Here is a 17,071-nt window from a genome sequence, read left to right on the forward strand (position 1 = left end):
GGGGTATTCAGATAAAGTTTATGTTAACTTTTTAATTCTCTTTCTTCTTGAAAATGCCTTTCAGTGTATTCTTCAACGTTTGTTCCGTCTCTTTTCCAACGTTCTGCTTTTGCTGGCCGGTGGTATCTTTTTCCCCGCCCAGTTGCCTGGCCAGTTGGTCTTTCAGGGCATTGGTGGCTTTTTGCCCTGCCTGCTGCAGGGAGTCTTTTACAGCGCTTTTTGCGGAATCCACTTTATTCTTTACCAGTTCGGTGGCCTGGGTTTTCAGGCCTTCCGCAGCACGGGAAGCGGTTTCCTGCAGGTCTGTTTTGTAAGTGGGTTTGGTAATGTTGCCGCCCAGCAGCACCTGCAGGTGCACACTGTCGCTCACATTCACCGGGATGCCTTTGTTGCTGGCCTGGGTTACCAGGTTGTTCACCAGTGAATTGGCCTGCTGTCCCATGATGCTGCGGGGCAGGGCCAACTGCAGGGTATAGTCCAGTGACTGGTCAAACCCGTGGGAGCCGGCAATGGCCATGTTAATATCTTTCAGCTTCACAGTAAAAGGGCTCACCTTTACGCGGCCGTCCTCGAAGGAGAAATAGCTTTTGATATCGCGCAGGGAAATATCTTTTAACTGGCTTACGTTCAGTTGGTTGGCCAACTGGTCTACAGGGGCGAATTTTTTCAGGAAGCCTTCTATCAGCAGCAGGCTGCCTTCGCCGTCCAGTGAGCTGAGCACCGGCATCATGTCTTTACCCAGTTTGCCCTGCAGGTTCAGCTTGGAAGTGATTTTGCCGGACAGGAACTGGCCGATGGGCATCAGCTTCTGCACGGTATTGAATGCATTAAAGGTCTGTTGCACATCCAGGTCCTGCACGTTATAGGAAAGGTTGATATCCGGGTTTTGCCTGCTTTGTTTGGTGCTGTAGCTGCCGTTTACTTCCATGGTGCCTTGCAGGGCGTTGCCTTTTACCTGTTCCAGCGTCACGGTTTCATCTTTTATCCGCAGGTTGCCTGTAAGGTTGGTCAGGTCCAGTTTATCGTAATGCACTTTGCCCACCTGTGCCTGCAGGCCAAAGTCCAGGTTACCGGGTACGGCAAAGGGCGTGGCAGCGGCGCTGTCGGCAGGGGTTGCTGCGGCGGTGGCGCTGGTGGTGCCCATCCATTTATCCAGGTCCACATTGTCTGCCTTTACGGCCAGGTTGCCGTCCAGCGCCTGGTTCTTGAACATATAGGCCAGCAGGTTATTCACCTCGCCATTGGCCTGGAAGTTGGTGCCCATGTACTGGCCGTCGAACTGTTCTACCGCTACATTGCGCGGGTTGAATTTCAACGAGAGGTTATTCACCTTCACGCCATCGGGATAGTCTTTGCTGCGGTACAGCAGGTTGTTCACCAGCAGGCGGCCGGCAGCATAAAACCTGTCGTATTGTTGTTTTTCAATGGCGCTCATATTGCCTTTGGCGCTGATGTCCGCATCCAGCAGGCCGGTGAGCTGGGTACCTTCTTCCAGCTTTACGAACTGTGTTACTTTAGACAGGTCCAGCTTGCCTTTGGCAGCGCCGTCCACGTACATGTCCGATACCGGTGTTTTTACCAGCAGGCGCAGGTCCAGCGGGGTATTGTCCATTTCCAGGTGTGCGGCCGGCATGTCCACCACGGTGTGATCCGGTACGCCGTCCGGGTTGTTCACGTGCATGGTCAACTGTATGTTCTTTACGGGCTTGGGCAGGTCAGGATACTGGAAGAAGCCGTTCTTCACGGCCAGGTTTATGGCAAAGGCGGGCATTTGCGCAGGGCTGTAGGTGCCTTTCACAAAGCCGTCAAAGGCGGCGGTGCCTTCTGTTTTGATCTTGCCAAAATCCTGCTGGTACACGGCCGGCACCAGCGAAAGCAGGTCTTTGAAGTTGGTGGAGGGCGCTTTAAAGCTCAGGTCCATGCCGTAGGTGCTGTCATTCACCAGCTTGAAGAAGCCCTGAACGGCCAGCTCCAGGTTATTCAGCAACACTTTGCCGTTCTTGAAGGTGTAGGTGCTGCTGCGGTTGTCTATCTCAATATCCGCGTCTATTTTGGTGGCGGCGTGAGAGAGGTAGGGGATCAGCCCGTAGCGGAAGGTCACCGCATCGGCGGTGGTACTGGTGCTGAGAGTGAACAGGTCCTGGGTAAAGTCGCCCTTGCCCTCGTGGGTCAGGTGATCCACGATCATCTGCATATTGCCCTGCTGGTCATCATAACTGATATAAGCGTCCTCTATTTTATAGCGCTGCAGGCTCATTGAGAAAGGCTGCGCAGCGGCGGTATCCGTATCGGTTTGCGTGGTGTCCGGTTTGGTAATGTCCCAGTTGGCATCGCCGTTGCTATGCACAATAGCGTGCACGCGGGGCTGCTCCAGGGTTACGTTGTAGATCTCCATCCGGTCGCCTTTGATCACGCTCATCAGGTTCAGGGCCGCATCCACTTTTTTTACGGCCAGCAGCGTATCGCCTTCAAAGGGGGCTACATTAATGACCTGCAGGTCTTCCAGTCCCACGGCCAGCCGGGGAAAATGCCGGATCAGGCTAATGTCCACATCCTTGAAATCCACTTTGGCGTTCAGTTGTTTGTTCAGCTCTGTTTTCACAATGGCCATGATCTTGTCCTTGAAGAAGTAAGGGATAGCAATGGCGGCTACTACCAACACAATAAAAACAACCAGTACGATCTTCAGTATTTTTCGCAACATAGGAACAACATGATATTTTAAAGGGTGAGATGTGAAGATAATAAGAATTGTGGTATTACCTTTCTTCCAGCCAGGCAAGAAAAGCGGTGGTTTTGTCCTTGCCTATCAATAATTCGTCGCCGGTGGGTACTTTCAGGTGTACCAGCAGCTTGCGGGCAAAATAGTGCTCCACTTCCTTTACGGCGCTGAAATTCACCAGGTATTGCCGGTTTATCCGGAAGAACTGCCTGGGCGGCAATTGGTTATGTACTTCTTCCAGGGATGGCTGGATGGGGTATTCCTCCCGGTCAAAGGTAACAATGGTGGTGGCTTCGTGGCGGATATAGAAATAGGCGATATTATCGGTAGGCACGGTTAAATATTTGTTATTGCTGAATACCAGGAAGCTCTTTTTCCCGCCGCTTTGCCCCGCCAGTTGCAGCAACACCGAAATATCCGGGGCCTGGGGCTTTGCCGCCTGGAAATAGTTCTCAAAGCGGCGCACCTTTTCAAATGCGGCGGCCAGGGTATCCTGTGAGAAGGGCTTCAGGATGTAGTCTATACCGTTAGCCTTAAACGCTTCTATGGCATATTCGTCATAGGCGGTACAGAATATTACCGGCGCTTCCACCTTTACGGCGGAAAATATCCCGAAACAAAGCCCGTCGGACAGTTGAATGTCCATGAAGATAAGTGCCGGCTGCGGGTTGCCGGAAAGGTATTTTACCGCTGTCTGTACGCTTTGTATCACGCCTACGATCTCCGCATCCGGCCGTACGGAGAGGATGAGCCGTTCCAGCGCTTTGGCTGTTTTTACTTCGTCTTCAATAATGAGTATCGTCATAGATCACCGGCAGTTTAATCCTGAAAAAAGCGTCGTCCTTTTCAATGGTGATTTCCCTGTGCAGCAGGTGCTGGTAGCGCTGGTTGATGTTCTCCAGGCCGGTACGGGTGGATACTTCGGGCATGAGCTTCAGTTGCAGCCGGTTTTCCACCACGATGCTGCTGCCTTCCGAATACAAACGGATATGTAAGGGCTGCTCCAGGGAGATCACGTTATGCTTTACACAATTCTCTATGAGCAGTTGCAGGGTAAAAGGTGGAATGTAGGAGCGCTCATGCGCCGGGTCAATGGCTATGTCCAGTTGCATGCCGCCTTCAAACCGGGCTTTCAGCAGGAAGAGGTAAGCCTGCAGGATGGTCATTTCCTGCGACAAGGGAATGATGTCCTGCCTGCGGTTTTCCAGCGTAAAACGGTAAAAGTCCGACAGCTTTACGATAAAATCCGCCGTATGCGGGTCCTGTATCTCTACCATGGATTTAAGCGTAGTCAGGCTGTTGAACAGGAAATGCGGGTTTACCTGCTGTTTCAGCAGCTCGTACTGCGCGCCCAGGTGTGCGGCCCTGCTGCTTTCCAGCTCCGTATTGATCTGCTGCACATAGTGGCCCTGGTATAGCAGGTGCAGGAACAGGTAAATGGTGAGATTGATGAGAATGCCCCTGAACTGGTACATCAGCATCATGGACAGGAACTGGTAATGCGGGAATGCCAGTTGGTGGCAAAGCACCAGCACGGCCATCAGCACTATACCCCACAGCAGGCTTCCTGCCAGGTGCCGGTTAAAGAACTTCCGCGTGATCTCCTGGCTGCTGAATTTTGGCAGGCGGTAGATGTTGAAGTACCATACAAACAGGGAGAACAGGAATGCGATTGATGCATCCACGGCCAGCTCCGGCCCTTGTATTCCCAACCGCATGATCTTGGGAATGGAGGCCAGTATGCCCATAAACAGGGCGCTCAGCCAGATCAGCGCCGGCGATACAGAGAACACTTTCTTTTTCCTGGTATATATGGAGCCTGCTGGCGTCATGGTATTACGGACGGCTTTTGCGCCAAAATATACTTAATTCTGGCATTTACCTGCAAGGTATCTGTATTGGGGACCGGCGCAAGTGCCGCGCCTGCATACTGCCGGTAGGTGGCGGGTGCAGCTACCTGCACTACTTCTACAGATTGCGGTGTGCCGGGAATGTTGGCACCAAACCAGTGCGGGTCCTCCCGCTGCCGCCAGGTCACCAGTGTCAGCTCCGCCCCGGTAGGATAGCCGGTATCCATGGCTTCCGCAGCATGGTCAAATGCCAGTTGGTTGCCGTAGAGGGTGGACATCGTGTTTTGCTTCCGGTCGATGGAGGAAGTGATTACCTTCAGCCCTTTTTCGCTGAATTGGAAGGCGGGGAGCGTGGTGGGGATAGTAAAAACATAATCTTTGTCCTTCATGGGCCGGTGGCAGTTCACGCATTCCGTGGTGAACAGGAGGTGCTTGCCGTAAGGCGCCAGTTGCGGGCCTCTCCAGCGCGCCCAGCCCCATCCCTTGGTGTCCGCATATTTTTTGTCGTCTTTGATCATGAATTCCACCTGCCAGAATTCGCCGGTGCGCACCTGGCCGTCTGCGTCCTGGAGCTCTTTCCAGGCTGCCTTGGCAAAGATAGTGCCGTTGGGCCAGGGGTTAGTGCGGTTTTCGCGGATGGCTTTCATGGCGATGTCGTTGCCGTAGATCACGCGCATGGTGCCGTTGTCAAACCGGTCGGAGATGGTGACCACCTGCCAGTTGCGGTAGTCTGGTATATAACCGATTCCGTTAGGCGCGTTCTGCACCTGGCCGGGTTGGAGCGCGCCGGCCGTCCACTGCCGGTATTGCTTGTCTGCGCCTGCAATGGCGGCACTATCTGCCGGTTGGATGGACACCAGGCTGCCCACGTAGTTTTTCAGCAGGGCCAACTCAGCGGGCGTTATTTTAGCGGAGGGGTGCACCAGTTGGTAGTCCGCCAGGGGCATGGCCCCGGCCTGCACCTGGTTATAGCTCTCGAAAAGCTTTCCTTTTTGCACGGCAGGAGGAAGGCTTTGCCAGGCGGAGAAGTTCAATACTTCCCGCCCTTCGCGTACGTGTGCAGCCACCCGCCAGTATGCCGGCGCCAACTGGTCGTACCAGCGCAGCTTTGTTTCGTTGGAGTGGCAGTCGTAGCAGGCCCGTTCCAGGATCGCCTTTATTTCCGGGGGAGCCTCCAGGTCGCCGGTTACCGGCGGATGCCCAATCTCCGGGCGAATGAATTGTATTGCCAGCAGGCAGGCGCCTGTCAGTAGCAAGAGCAAGCGGGTCTTTTTACTAAACCGTTTGAACATGGCGTCAACTTTTCCGTAAAACAAAGGCATGTGGCCGGGTCCGGGAAGCGGAAAAGGGGGAAAGCGGCAAATGAGCCCCCTAACCCGGCCACCCGGCCGGCGAATGTCCGTACAGGCTTGTAAAAAAAGCCCGTTATCTTTACATGCAGAACAAAAAAAAGAGCTTTTATGTTTGAACAGATCGATGCTTCTGTAGCCAGGTATATACAACTAACCCCTGAAGAGCAGGAGCTGTTCCATTCCCTGCTCAGGTATAAAAAAATAAAGAAAAAGAGCTTCCTGCTGCAGGAAGGGGAGGTGTGCGATTTTGAAGCGTTCCTGTTAAAGGGTTGCACCCGCTCGTATTATATCAACCAGGAGGGAACGGAAACCATCCTGCTGTTTGCCGTAGAGGGCTGGTGGGTGAGCGATCTTACCAGCTTTACGGAACAAAAGCCCTCCAATATGTTCATAGAGACCGTAGAAGAATGCGAGCTGCTGATGATAGACTACCAGCGCAAAATGCAGTTGTTTGAAAAGATCCCGAAGTTTGAAAAGCTGTTCCGCATACTGGTGCAGCGATCCCTGGGCGTGCTGCAAACCCGCTTTTATGCCTCCGTTTCCCAAACGGCGGAAGAGCGTTATCTCGCTTTTATGGAAAAATACCCGCACATTGCGCAGCGGGTGCCCCAGCACCAGATAGCCCGCTACATCGGGGTTTCCCCGGAATTTCTCAGCAAGGTAAGGAGCACTATGTATAAAAAGCACTGAGCATGGCTCAGGGCCGGAATACCAGTTTATTGGCCAGGTCTATCTCGTCCTGGTTAATGGTATGGCCCATATTGGGGTATACCTTTTCCGTAACAGATGCGCCCATATTTTTCAGGATATTGGTAGTTGCATATACTCTTTCCACCGGTACGTGCATATCAGGGTCGCTGGTGCCTATGAAGATGGGAGTGCCGTTAAAATCGCCTTTATAATTTTCCGGGTATATTTTATCGCCGACCAGCCCCCCGGTGAAGGCCGCTGCTCCACCGTACTGCGCGGCATTACGGGCTATAAACTCCAGCATCAGGCAGGCGCCCTGTGAAAAGCCGAGGAAGTAAATGTGCTCCGCGGGAATGCCCGCTTTTTGTATATCATCCGTTACTTCCTTTAATACAGACAGTGCGGAGGAGAGCCAGGGCTCATTTTGCGCGGGCGGCGCCAGGAAGGAATAAGGGTACCAGGTGTGGTTGGCAGCCTGGGGCGCCAGCAATGCAAAATCGCTTACCTGTAAATGGGCGGCCAGGGACAATATGCTGTCTGCACTTGCCCCGCGCCCGTGTATCATGATCAATGCTTTCCTGGCTTCGCCCAGGGGCTTGCCGGCCGTTATGATCTTTTTGTCGTGCATATGGATTGTGTTACTTTAAAATAGGCAATACTTTTTCAATATCCGCGCGTATCGGCTCGTATTGTGGGGGAAGCTTCAGCGCGCTGCCCAGCGCATCCAGCGGCTCGTCTACCGTAAAGCCGGGATTATCCGTAGCCAGCTCAAATAATACGCCGCCCGGCTCCCGGAAATAGAGGGAGAAGAAGTAGTCGCGGTTGATCCTGGGCGTTATGTTCAAGCCCCGGCTCAGTATCTTTTCACGGAAATTCATCTGCACTTCCTCGTTGGCTACGCGAAAAGCCACGTGGTGGTTGGTGCCGGTGGCTACTACGCCGGCCGGTGTTCCGGGCGCTGCTACCAGGTCTACGATGGCGGCATTGTCTGCCGCGCCGGTGATGAAGCGGTAGCGGTTGCCTTCCTGCTCCAGCAAGGTATAGCCAAATATATCCGTCAGGATCTTTGCCGTGGCGTCAATGTCTTTCAGCGTTAAGGTGATGCTGTGAAAACCTTTGGTAGCGTGTTGCGCCGTTACTTCAGCAGTTTCCCAGGGCTGGCGGGTATCTGTTTTTTTCGGAACAATGAGCTGTAGCTGCAGCCCGTCCGGGTCCTGGAAAGGAAGATAGGTTTCGCCCAGCTTTTCGGCCACCGGGCCATGCTGCACGTTGAGTGCTTTAAAACGCTCCGCCCAGAAGTCCAGGCTACCGGCGGGCACGGAGTAACCTATTTCCGTAGCCATGCCGGTGCCGGTACGGCCTGCCTGCATGCCCTCCCAGGGGAAGAAGGTAAGGATGGTGCCGGGTGTGCCTTGTTCGTTTCCAAAATAAAAGTGATAAGTGCCGGGGTCGTCGAAATTCACCGTTTTCTTCACCAGCCGCAGCCCCAGCACTTTTGTATAGAAATCATGGTTACGCTGGGCATTTCCGGCAATAGCCGTTATGTGATTGATGCCTGTTATCATGTCTTTCATCTGTTGTAATCGTTTAGCGTGTAAATAATGATCAGCGGAGCTGTATCTGGTGCGCATCCAGCGCGGCCCGTATTTCACTTTCCAGCAGCCCGCTGCCGCCACCGAAGTGGCGGATGATGATAATGTGCGGTTGCAGTGCGGCCAGGCGTTCCTTTATCACTGCTGCATCTGCTTCCGGGATACCTGCGCAAAGTAGCAGGATGTGGTAGGGCGCCTCGCTGCAGGCTGTAATGGCTTCCTCAGTGGAGGCCACCACCTTTCCCGTCCAGTTCTCACGCCCGTTGATCAGCCGGTGCAGCACCTGCATGATCTCCTGGTGATGGCCTGCCGCGAGGATATGAAGTTGATCAAGTACCATTGCTTATGCTTGTTCTACCAGTTGAATATCTGCCAGTATGCGGATGTCTTCCCCTACCAGCACACCGCCGGTTTCCAGGGCGGCATTCCAGTTAAGGCCGAACTCCTTCCGGTTGATCTTTGTATCAATGCTGAAAGCTACCTTGGTATTGCCCCAGGGATCACGCACCGTACCGCCGTATTCCACGGGGATGCTGATGGTTTTTGTCACGTCCCTGATGGTAAGCTCGCCTTCCAGCGTGTAGTCGCCTTTGTTATCCGATTTTTTGAAGGAGCGGGACACGAATTTCAGTTGGGGATATTTTTCCGCTTCAAAGAAGTCGGCAGATTTCAGGTGGCCGTCCCTTTGCGCATCGCCGGTATTGATGGAAGCTGTATCCACAGTTACCGTTACATTGGCGTCGGTAAAGTCCTCTTTGGAAGCATCCAGTTGTACATCGAACTTGTCGAATTTGCCGGATACGGTAGATATCATCAGGTGTTTTACTTTAAAGTTCACTTCAGAGTGAGCGGGGTCCAGTACCCATGTAGTTTTAGTTTGCGTTTCCATATTTGTAAGTTTTAAGTGTTTGTTGTTGATGATGTAAAGTTACGACCGGTGCAGGCTGTGGTCCATTAACCTAGGTTAAGACTTTTGGGTGACCTGCATGGGCACTTCCATGACCAGTAGTTGCGAATTGTCCTCATTGGCCGTGATGCTTACCTGTGCCGTTCCTTCTATGCCCAGGCCGTCCCGTTTTTCCAGTGACTGTCCGTCTATGGTAAAGGAGCCGTTGATCACGAACAGGTATACGCCGTTGCCTTCCTTTTTCAGATCATACGCTACCTGCCTGCCTTTTTCAAAGGCGCCCATGTGAAACCAGGCGTCCTGGTGTATCCAGGCGCCGCCATGGCTGCCGGGCGCCGGGGAGATGATCTGTTGCAGGTTGTTCTGCATCGCCGCCATATCCAGCGTTACCTGGTCGTAGCGGGGAGATACATTCAGCCGGTTAGGGAACAGCCATATCTGCAGGAATTTCACTTCCCGGTCTGCGTGTTTGTTATACTCGCTGTGAAATACGCCGGTGCCGGCGCTCATCACCTGTACATCACCCTGGCGGATCACCTCGGTATTGCCCAAGTTGTCCTTATGTTCCAGGTCGCCTTCCAGGGGAATGCTGATAATTTCCATGTTGTCATGCGGGTGGGTGCCAAAGCCCCGGCCACCGGCCACGGTATCGTCATTCAGCACGCGCAGCGCGCCAAAGCCCATTCTTTCCGGGTTGTAGTAGCTGGCGAAGCTGAAGGTCTGCCGGCTGTTGAGCCAGCCATGTTCCGCGTTGCCGCGGGTATCTGCCTTATGTAATGTGTGTGTTGCCATTGTAATTGTTTTTGACAGTACAAATTTCCGGCAGGAAGGGGGGTGCGTCCATTAACCTAGATTAAGAAATGATGCTATTTTTGCGGCAACCAAAAGTTGACTATGACACCGGAACGCAGGGAAAGACTAACGGCTGTGCTCAACAAACGCCAGCCGGACCTCACCGTAGTACTGGAAAATGTGCAGGACCCGCACAACATATCCGCCGTGATGCGCACCTGTGATGCCGTGGGGATACAGGAGATATATGTGCTGAACTACAAGATACCGCGGCACAGGAAGTGGGGCGCCAAAAGCTCGTCCAGCGCGGCCAAATGGCTTACTGTTCACCAGTTTTCCGATGTAGGGGAATGCATGGCGGCCCTGCGTAAAAAATATAACAAGATACTGACCACGCACCTGGCGGCAGATGCGGTGAGCCTGTATGATATTGATTTTACCGGCTCCGTGGCGCTGGTGTTCGGCAATGAGCACAGTGGTGTGAGCGAGGAGATACGTGCGCTGGCAGACGGTAATTTTTTAATACCCCAAATGGGCATTATCCGTTCCCTGAATATATCTGTAGCCTGTGCTGTCAGCATTTATGAAGCGCTGCGGCAAAAGACGCTGGCCGGGCATTATGATCAGCCGCGGCTACCGGCAGCGCAGGCAAAGGAGCTATGGGAAACGTGGAGCACGAACAGCGCAATGTAAATTGTCCGGAATCGTACAGCGGCCGTTCATATCCGTACAGGGAAAATAGGTTCAGGATAGGTACAGGCCTGTGTTACAGGTTTTGGCATAAATGGCAGCCTTATTGCGGCAACTGGATGCACCTTTTTATGTAATATGCTGTACTATGCTTAAAAATTATTTCAAAATAGCCTGGCGCAACCTGGCGCGAAACCGCTTTTTTTCCGGTATCAACATTGCGGGGCTGGCCATCGGGCTGGCTTGCGCCCTGATGCTGACCCTGTATGTGAAGGATGAACTGAGTTACGATCGCCATCATGCGAACGCCGACAGGATATACCGCTTATCCCGCACTTTTTTGTCCAATGAAGGGTCGGTGTCGTTACGTTTGGGAGTGGTGGCCCCTCCTTTCGGGCCGCTTATCAGGCAGGATTTTCCCGAGGTGGAGGAGGTGGTGCGCCTGATTGAAACCGATGCACTGGTGCGCTATGGCGATCATTTTTTTGAGGAGAAAGACGTATTTGCGGCTGAGCAGAACCTGTTCAGGGTATTCAGCATTAAAGTGCTGCAGGGGAGCCCGGACAAGGCGCTGGAAAACCCGTTCTCCATTATGTTCTCCAGGCCGATGGCGGAGAAATATTTCGGGAAGGAGAACCCCATCGGGAAAACCGTGCGCCTGGATAACCAACTGGATTATACCGTGACCGGCGTTTTTGAGCCGCTGCCTGCACAGTCCACTTTCCACCCGGGCTTCCTGATATCCTTTTCAACATTGAACGATGAAAGGGTGTACGGAAGGGAGCAACTGAGAACCAACTGGGGAAACAATACTTTTTCCACCTTTCTTTTGCTGCCGCCTCATTATAACCCGGAAAAACTGGTCAGGGCCTTCCCGGCTTTTCAGAACAAGCATATTGAACCGAATGCCTCCAAATGGTCGGTGTTAAACCTGATGAAGCTCACGGACATTCACCTGCATTCTCACCTGGATGCGGAGATGGAGGCGAACGGGGATATACGGTATGTTTATTTCTTTTCCATCATAGGCATTTTTATACTGGCTATTGCCTGCATCAACTATATGAACCTGGCTACGGCGCGTTCTGCCAAAAGGGCGAAAGAGGTGGGTATGCGGAAAGCGGTGGGCGCCATGCGCAGCCAGTTGATCAGGCAGTTCTTAAGCGAATCTTTCCTGCTCATTTTTATTGCATTGGCGGCGGCGGTGATCATAGTGATGCTATGCCTTCCGTTCTTAAATGAGCTGTCTCAAAAGGAGCTGACAATAAGGGACCTCCTGACCCCGGGCTTCATTATCGCAATAGTATGTATTACCTTATTTACCGGGCTGCTGGCGGGCAGCTATCCTGCTTTTGTGCTGACCGCTTTTCAGCCGGTGAATGCATTAAAAGGCAGGATTGCCTCCACTTTCAAAAAAGCGAGGATACGGCAGGCGCTGGTGATCATGCAGTTTGCCATTGTAGTGGCGCTGATCATCAGCACGATGGTCATACGTCATCAAATGAAGTATGTGCAGGACTACAAGCTGGGCTATTCTAAAGACCAGGTAGTACTGCTGCCTGCCATTGGTGACTCCGCGGCTTATGAAGGGTTCAAACAACAGCTCAGGCAAAGCAGCAGCATTGCGGATGTGACACGTTCTTCCCGCATACCCTCCGGCCGCCTGCTGGACTCATGGGATGCGCATATTATGAAGGGAGATACCATGACGCCGACGGATATCAATATTAAATCCCTTTCAGTGGACGAAGATTTTATACCCACTTACCGGATATCGATGGCGGCAGGGAGAAATTTTTCCCGGAACCATCCTACAGACAGAACCAGTGGTTTTATATTGAATGAAACGGCCACCCGCCTGCTGGGTTGGAAGGTTCCGGCTGATGCCATCGGCAAGCATTTTAAGTATGGCTCCATCAGCGGCCAGGTCATAGGGGTGACGGCGGATTACCGCTTTGAGTCGCTGCACCAGCAGGTGCCTCCCATAGTGATGTTCATGAACGGCGGCAATTTCCGGCAGTTGTCCGTGCGGGTAGCCGGGCGGGATATACAGGGCGGGCTGGCTGCGATGACAGCCGCCTGGGAAAGCCGGTTCCCGGACCGGCCTTTCACCTACCAGTTCCTGGACCAGCGTTTTAAAAAGCTGTATGCCCGCGAACAAACGCAGCAGTTGTTATTCAGTATCTTTTCGGGTATCGCCATTTTTATTTCCTGCCTGGGTCTTCTTGGGCTATCCATGTTCATGGCAGAAATTCGTATGAAAGAAATAGGGGTACGTAAAGTATTGGGGGCATCGGTTTACAACCTGGTGGCGCTGTTGTCGCGCGATTTCCTGAAGCTGGTGTTGATCGCCATCCTGGTGGCCTCTCCCATAGCCTGGTATGTTATGGATAAATGGCTGGAAGGCTTTGCATACCGGATAACCATGCAATGGTGGATGTTTGGCCTGGCGGGATTGCTGGCGGTGGCCATTGCCCTACTGACCGTAAGTTACCAGTCGGTAAAAGCAGCGCTTGCAAACCCGGTGAAGGCGTTGACGCTGGAGTGAAAATAATAAAACCCGCGCTCAACCGGCGCGGGTTTTATTATTTGTTTCGTATAATGATCCTTTACGCGCTGCAGGTTACACAACCTTCTTCCATGGTGCATACCGCTCCTTCAGGAATATCGTCCAGCATGGTTTGTCCGGGCTGGCCGGGAGCCACTACCGGTTCCATCTGCTGGCCGCCCTGTTTTTCCACGGTAAACTGTACGGCTTGCGTAGCAGCTTGTGTACGCAGGTAGTACATACCTGTTTTCAGGCCCTTCTTCCAGGCGTAGAAGTGCATGGAAGTGAGCTTGGCCGTAGAAGGCGTGTCTATAAACAGGTTCAGCGACTGTGACTGGCAGATGAAGGCGCCGCGGTCGGCCGCCATGTCAATGATCGTACGCTGCTTGATCTCCCATACCGTTTTGTAGAGCTCCTTGATATTGGCCGGTATCTCGTTGATCTGCTGTATGGAGCCGTTGGCGGCAATGATCTTGTTCTTCATATCATTATCCCACAGTCCCAGTTCTACCAGGTCGTTCAGCAGGTGCTTGTTCACCACCACAAATTCGCCGCTCAGTACCCGGCGGGTATAGATGTTGGAGGTGTAGGGCTCGAAACATTCGTTGTTGCCCAGTATCTGCGAGGTAGAGGCGGTAGGCATGGGCGCCAGCAGCAGGGAGTTGCGGATGCCGTGCTGTTTGATCTCCGCTTTCAGCGCTGCCCAATCCCAGCGGGAGGAGGGCTGTACGCCCCACATATCGAACTGGAGCCGGCCTTTGGAGGCGGGAGAGCCTTCGTAGGTCTCGTAAGCGCCGTCTTTTTGGGCCAGGTCCTTGGAAGCGGTCAGTGCGGCAAAGTAGATGGTCTCAAAGATCTCCTTGTTCAGTGTTTTGGCGGCTTCGCTCTCAAAGGGATGGCGCAGCAGGATGAAGGCATCTGCCAGGCCCTGCACGCCCAGCCCGATGGGGCGGTGGCGCAGGTTGCTGCGGCGGGCTTCCTCTACGGGGTAATAGTTGTTGTCTATGATCCGGTTCAGGTTCAGCGTAGCCTGGTAAGTTACTTCGTACAGCTTCTGGTGGTCAAACTTCCCGTCTATTACAAAGCGGGGCAGCGCCAGGGAAGCCAGGTTACATACGGCTACTTCATTTGCGTCGGTATATTCAATGATCTCTGTGCAGAGGTTGGAGCTTTTGATGGTGCCCAGGTTCTGCTGGTTGGACTTGCGGTTGGCAGAGTCTTTATACAGCAGGTAAGGCGTGCCGGTCTCAATCTGCGCTTCCAGTATGGAAAACCACAGGTCCTGCGCTTTTACGGTTTTGCGGGCGCGGCCTTCCTGCTCGTATTTTTCATACAGCTTTTCAAATTCCTCACCCCAGGTTTCGTGCAGTCCCGGCGCTTCATGCGGGCAGAACAGGCTCCAGTTGCCATTGCTTTCCACCCGTTTCATGAACAGGTCGGATATCCACAGGGCATAGAACAGGTCGCGGGCGCGCAGCTCTTCCTTGCCGTGGTTCTTGCGCAGGTCCAGGAACTCGAATACGTCGGCATGCCAGGGCTCCAGGTATACGGCAAAGGCGCCTTTGCGCTTGCCGCCGCCCTGGTCTACATAGCGGGCGGTATCGTTAAATACGCGCAGCATGGGAATAATGCCATTGCTGGTGCCATTGGTGCCGCTGATATAAGAGCCGGTAGCGCGGATATTGTGAATGCTCAGGCCAATGCCGCCGGCGCTCTGTGATATTTTGGCGGTTTGCTTCAGCGTGTCATAGATGCCGTCTATGCTGTCGTCTTTCATGGCCAGCAGGAAGCAGGACGACATTTGCGGCTTGGGCGTGCCGGCGTTGAACAGGGTAGGCGTGGCATGGGTAAACCAGCGCTCGCTCATCAGGTTATATGTTTTGATGGCGGACTCAATGTCTTCCTTGTGGATGCCTACGGCCACGCGCATGAACATGTGCTGCGGGCGTTCCGCGATCCTGCCGTCCAGCTTCAGCAGGTAGGAGCGCTCCAGCGTTTTAAAGCCGAAGTAGTCAAAGGCAAAGTCGCGGTCGTAGATGATGTTGGAGTCCAGTATCTCGGCGTTCTTGCGGATGATCTCCCATACATCGTCTGCCAGCAGCGGAGCGGGCTTGCCTACTTTTGGGTCTATATATTCATACAGCTTCTTCATTGTTTTGGAGAATGATTTCACTGTATTCTTGTGCAGGTTGCTTACCGCTATGCGGGAGGCCAGTTGTGCATAATCCGGGTGCTTGGTAGTGAGCGACGCGGCGGTTTCCGCAGCCAGGTTATCCAGCTCGGTGGTGGTTACGCCGTCGTACAGGCCCTGTATCACTTTTTTGGCTACGTCTATCGAGTCTACATATTCCGGGTTCAGTCCGTAGCAAAGCTTTTCAATACGCGCAGTGATCTTGTCAAACTTTACCGCCTCTTTGCGGCCGTCCCTTTTAATTACGAACATATGTATTGAATTTAAGCGGTTAGAAAAATAGGAAGTTGGAAGTAAGATGTATGAAGTAAGATGATTTAATCGGATTCCAGCATCTTATTTCATACTTCTTACTTCATATATCAGAAATCCTCATCCAGGCTAAAGGTCTGCGTGTCTTTACCGGACATAACGCCGGCTTTCTGGTAGTCGCCTACACGTTTTTCAAAGAAGTTGGTCTTGCCCTGCAGGGAGATCATTTCCATGAAGTCAAACGGGTTGGCGGCATTGAACATTTTGGCATAGCCCAGCTCGGCCAGCCACCTGTCCGCTACGAACTCAATGTACTGCGCCATCAGGCGGCTGTTCATGCCGATCAGGTCTACGGGCAGCGCGTTGGTAATAAATTCTTTTTCGATGGTTACTGCATCGCCAATGATCTCGTGCACTTCTTCCTGCGTCAGCTTTTGCTGCAGCATGCTGTACAGCAGGCAGGCAAATTCGCAGTGCAGGCCTTCGTCGCGGCTGATCAGCTCATTGGAGAAAGTAAGCCCCGGCATCAGTCCTCTTTTCTTGAGCCAGAAGATGGAGCAGAAGCTGCCGCTGAAGAAGATGCCCTCCACGGCGGCAAAGGCTACCAGGCGTTGTGCAAAGTTGCCGTTCTCTATCCAGCGCAGGGCCCATTCCGCTTTTTTCTTCACGGCCGGCACGGTCTCAATAGCGTGGAACAGGCGGTCTTTCTCTGCCGGGTCCTTTACATAGGTGTCTATTAACAGGGCATAGGTTTCGGAGTGGATATTCTCCATCATGATCTGGAACCCGTAAAAGCAGCGGGCTTCCGGTATCTGTACTTCGCTCATGAAGTTCACCGCGAGGTTCTCGTTCACGATACCGTCGCTGGCGGCAAAAAAAGCCAGCACATGTGTAATAAAATGGCGTTCGCCATCGTTGAGGCTGGCCCAGTCTTTCAGATCGCCGCTCAGGTCTATTTCTTCTGCTGTCCAGAAGCTGGCCTCATGCCGTTTGTATACTTCCCATACTTTCGGATAGTTGATGGGCAGCAGTACGAAACGGTCTTTGTTCTCTTTCAACAAGATCTCATTTTCATAGTTCATACGCCAAATATTTTTATTGTTGTCTGCTATACGGTTTATGATAAGGGGGGTGACGGAGGATACCAATCCCGGAGTGAGGAAGGTGTCACTTGCGTCAATACCTTATACGCGAAGGCTTCGACAAAACGTTGCGCTGGCAGGTATCTGGCTTCCCTGATACTAAAACCGTTTTTGCGCACGGGGAGATCAGGAATCACAGTAGCGCGTCTGCTCGTGATTCTAACACGATTCCCTATTAATCCTTTCGGGCCTGCAGGCCGTCAGGAACCAATGCAACGAAGTGAAGAACTGCCACAAATGTAAGTACGAAATACAGGGAGTGGCGGTTAAAGTTTTTAACAGGTGTGGAAAAAGAACGGGAACAATTTGCAAATGTAGCAGGGGTGGGAATATAGGGGGAAAA

The 17,071-nt window shown here is 52.8% G+C and carries 14 protein-coding genes and 1 riboswitch; of the genes, 3 read left to right on the top strand and 11 right to left on the bottom strand.

All coding sequences use genetic code 11. From position 1 onward, the window contains the following. Positions 1-31: 31 nt before the first annotated feature. From LX66_RS12630 to LX66_RS12645, 4 genes are read right to left on the bottom strand one after another with little or no spacing between them, the layout of a single operon-like run. A complete protein-coding gene (locus LX66_RS12630; protein WP_145713884.1) occupies positions 32-2,704 on the bottom strand; it encodes an AsmA family protein in 2,673 nt (890 codons plus the stop codon). 55 nt (positions 2,705-2,759) lie between these two features. Beyond that, entirely contained in the window at positions 2,760-3,527 is a 768-nt protein-coding gene (locus LX66_RS12635) for a LytR/AlgR family response regulator transcription factor (RefSeq protein WP_145713887.1), read from the bottom strand. Further along, entirely contained in the window at positions 3,508-4,554 is a 1,047-nt protein-coding gene (locus tag LX66_RS12640; protein WP_145713890.1) for a sensor histidine kinase, read from the bottom strand. The genes LX66_RS12635 and LX66_RS12640 overlap by 20 nt, the downstream gene beginning before the upstream one ends. Then, positions 4,551-5,864: a cytochrome P460 family protein gene (locus tag LX66_RS12645; protein WP_145713893.1), complete on the bottom strand. Its 1,314-nt coding sequence runs from the start codon at positions 5,862-5,864 to the stop codon at positions 4,551-4,553. Before LX66_RS12645 ends, LX66_RS12640 begins: the two co-directional genes overlap by 4 nt. A gap of 168 nt (positions 5,865-6,032) precedes the next feature. Here LX66_RS12645 and LX66_RS12650 point away from each other — a divergent pair, with 168 nt between their 5' ends. Then, the gene (locus tag LX66_RS12650; protein WP_145713895.1) at positions 6,033-6,614 is read left to right on the top strand and encodes a Crp/Fnr family transcriptional regulator; all 582 of its coding nucleotides are present in this window, start codon (positions 6,033-6,035) and stop codon (positions 6,612-6,614) included. A 7-nt stretch (positions 6,615-6,621) separates the two neighbouring features. Here LX66_RS12650 and LX66_RS12655 read toward each other — a convergent pair whose 3' ends face one another. From LX66_RS12655 to LX66_RS12675, 5 genes are all read right to left on the bottom strand, one after another. Then, the gene (locus LX66_RS12655; RefSeq protein WP_145713898.1) at positions 6,622-7,242 is read right to left on the bottom strand and encodes an alpha/beta hydrolase; all 621 of its coding nucleotides are present in this window, start codon (positions 7,240-7,242) and stop codon (positions 6,622-6,624) included. A gap of 10 nt (positions 7,243-7,252) precedes the next feature. Beyond that, positions 7,253-8,188 (bottom strand): ring-cleaving dioxygenase, encoded by a 936-nt coding sequence (locus LX66_RS12660; RefSeq protein WP_145713900.1) that lies wholly within the window; start codon positions 8,186-8,188, stop codon positions 7,253-7,255. Positions 8,189-8,219: 31 nt separating this feature from the next. Continuing rightward, complete coding sequence (locus tag LX66_RS12665) at positions 8,220-8,546, bottom strand: hypothetical protein (RefSeq protein ID WP_145713904.1); 327 nt, start codon at positions 8,544-8,546, stop codon at positions 8,220-8,222. Between the two features lie 3 nt (positions 8,547-8,549). Continuing rightward, the gene (locus LX66_RS12670) at positions 8,550-9,095 is read right to left on the bottom strand and encodes a YceI family protein (protein ID WP_145713906.1); all 546 of its coding nucleotides are present in this window, start codon (positions 9,093-9,095) and stop codon (positions 8,550-8,552) included. Between the two features lie 75 nt (positions 9,096-9,170). After that, complete coding sequence (locus LX66_RS12675) at positions 9,171-9,905, bottom strand: pirin family protein (RefSeq protein ID WP_145713908.1); 735 nt, start codon at positions 9,903-9,905, stop codon at positions 9,171-9,173. A 102-nt stretch (positions 9,906-10,007) separates the two neighbouring features. Between LX66_RS12675 and LX66_RS12680 the strand changes: the two genes are divergently transcribed. Together LX66_RS12680 and LX66_RS12685 are read left to right on the top strand one after the other, a co-directional pair. Further along, complete coding sequence (locus tag LX66_RS12680) at positions 10,008-10,598, top strand: TrmH family RNA methyltransferase (protein ID WP_145713911.1); 591 nt, start codon at positions 10,008-10,010, stop codon at positions 10,596-10,598. A 145-nt stretch (positions 10,599-10,743) separates the two neighbouring features. Further along, positions 10,744-13,143 carry an ABC transporter permease gene (locus LX66_RS12685; RefSeq protein ID WP_145713913.1) on the top strand — a complete coding sequence of 800 codons (2,400 nt, stop codon included), beginning with the start codon at positions 10,744-10,746 and terminating at the stop codon, positions 13,141-13,143. Between the two features lie 61 nt (positions 13,144-13,204). On the opposite strand, the gene LX66_RS12690 is transcribed toward LX66_RS12685, so the two are convergent. Together LX66_RS12690 and LX66_RS12695 are read right to left on the bottom strand one after the other, a co-directional pair. After that, positions 13,205-15,586 (bottom strand): ribonucleoside-diphosphate reductase subunit alpha, encoded by a 2,382-nt coding sequence (locus LX66_RS12690; protein WP_145713915.1) that lies wholly within the window; start codon positions 15,584-15,586, stop codon positions 13,205-13,207. Positions 15,587-15,696: 110 nt separating this feature from the next. Next, positions 15,697-16,668, bottom strand: coding sequence for a ribonucleoside-diphosphate reductase small subunit (locus LX66_RS12695; protein WP_145713918.1), 972 nt, complete (start codon positions 16,666-16,668; stop codon positions 15,697-15,699). 118 nt (positions 16,669-16,786) lie between these two features. Then, a riboswitch (cobalamin riboswitch) is annotated at positions 16,787-16,955 on the bottom strand. Positions 16,956-17,071 lie beyond the last annotated feature (116 nt).

The organism is Chitinophaga japonensis (genome assembly GCF_007830125.1).
Taxonomy (GTDB): domain Bacteria; phylum Bacteroidota; class Bacteroidia; order Chitinophagales; family Chitinophagaceae; genus Chitinophaga; species Chitinophaga japonensis.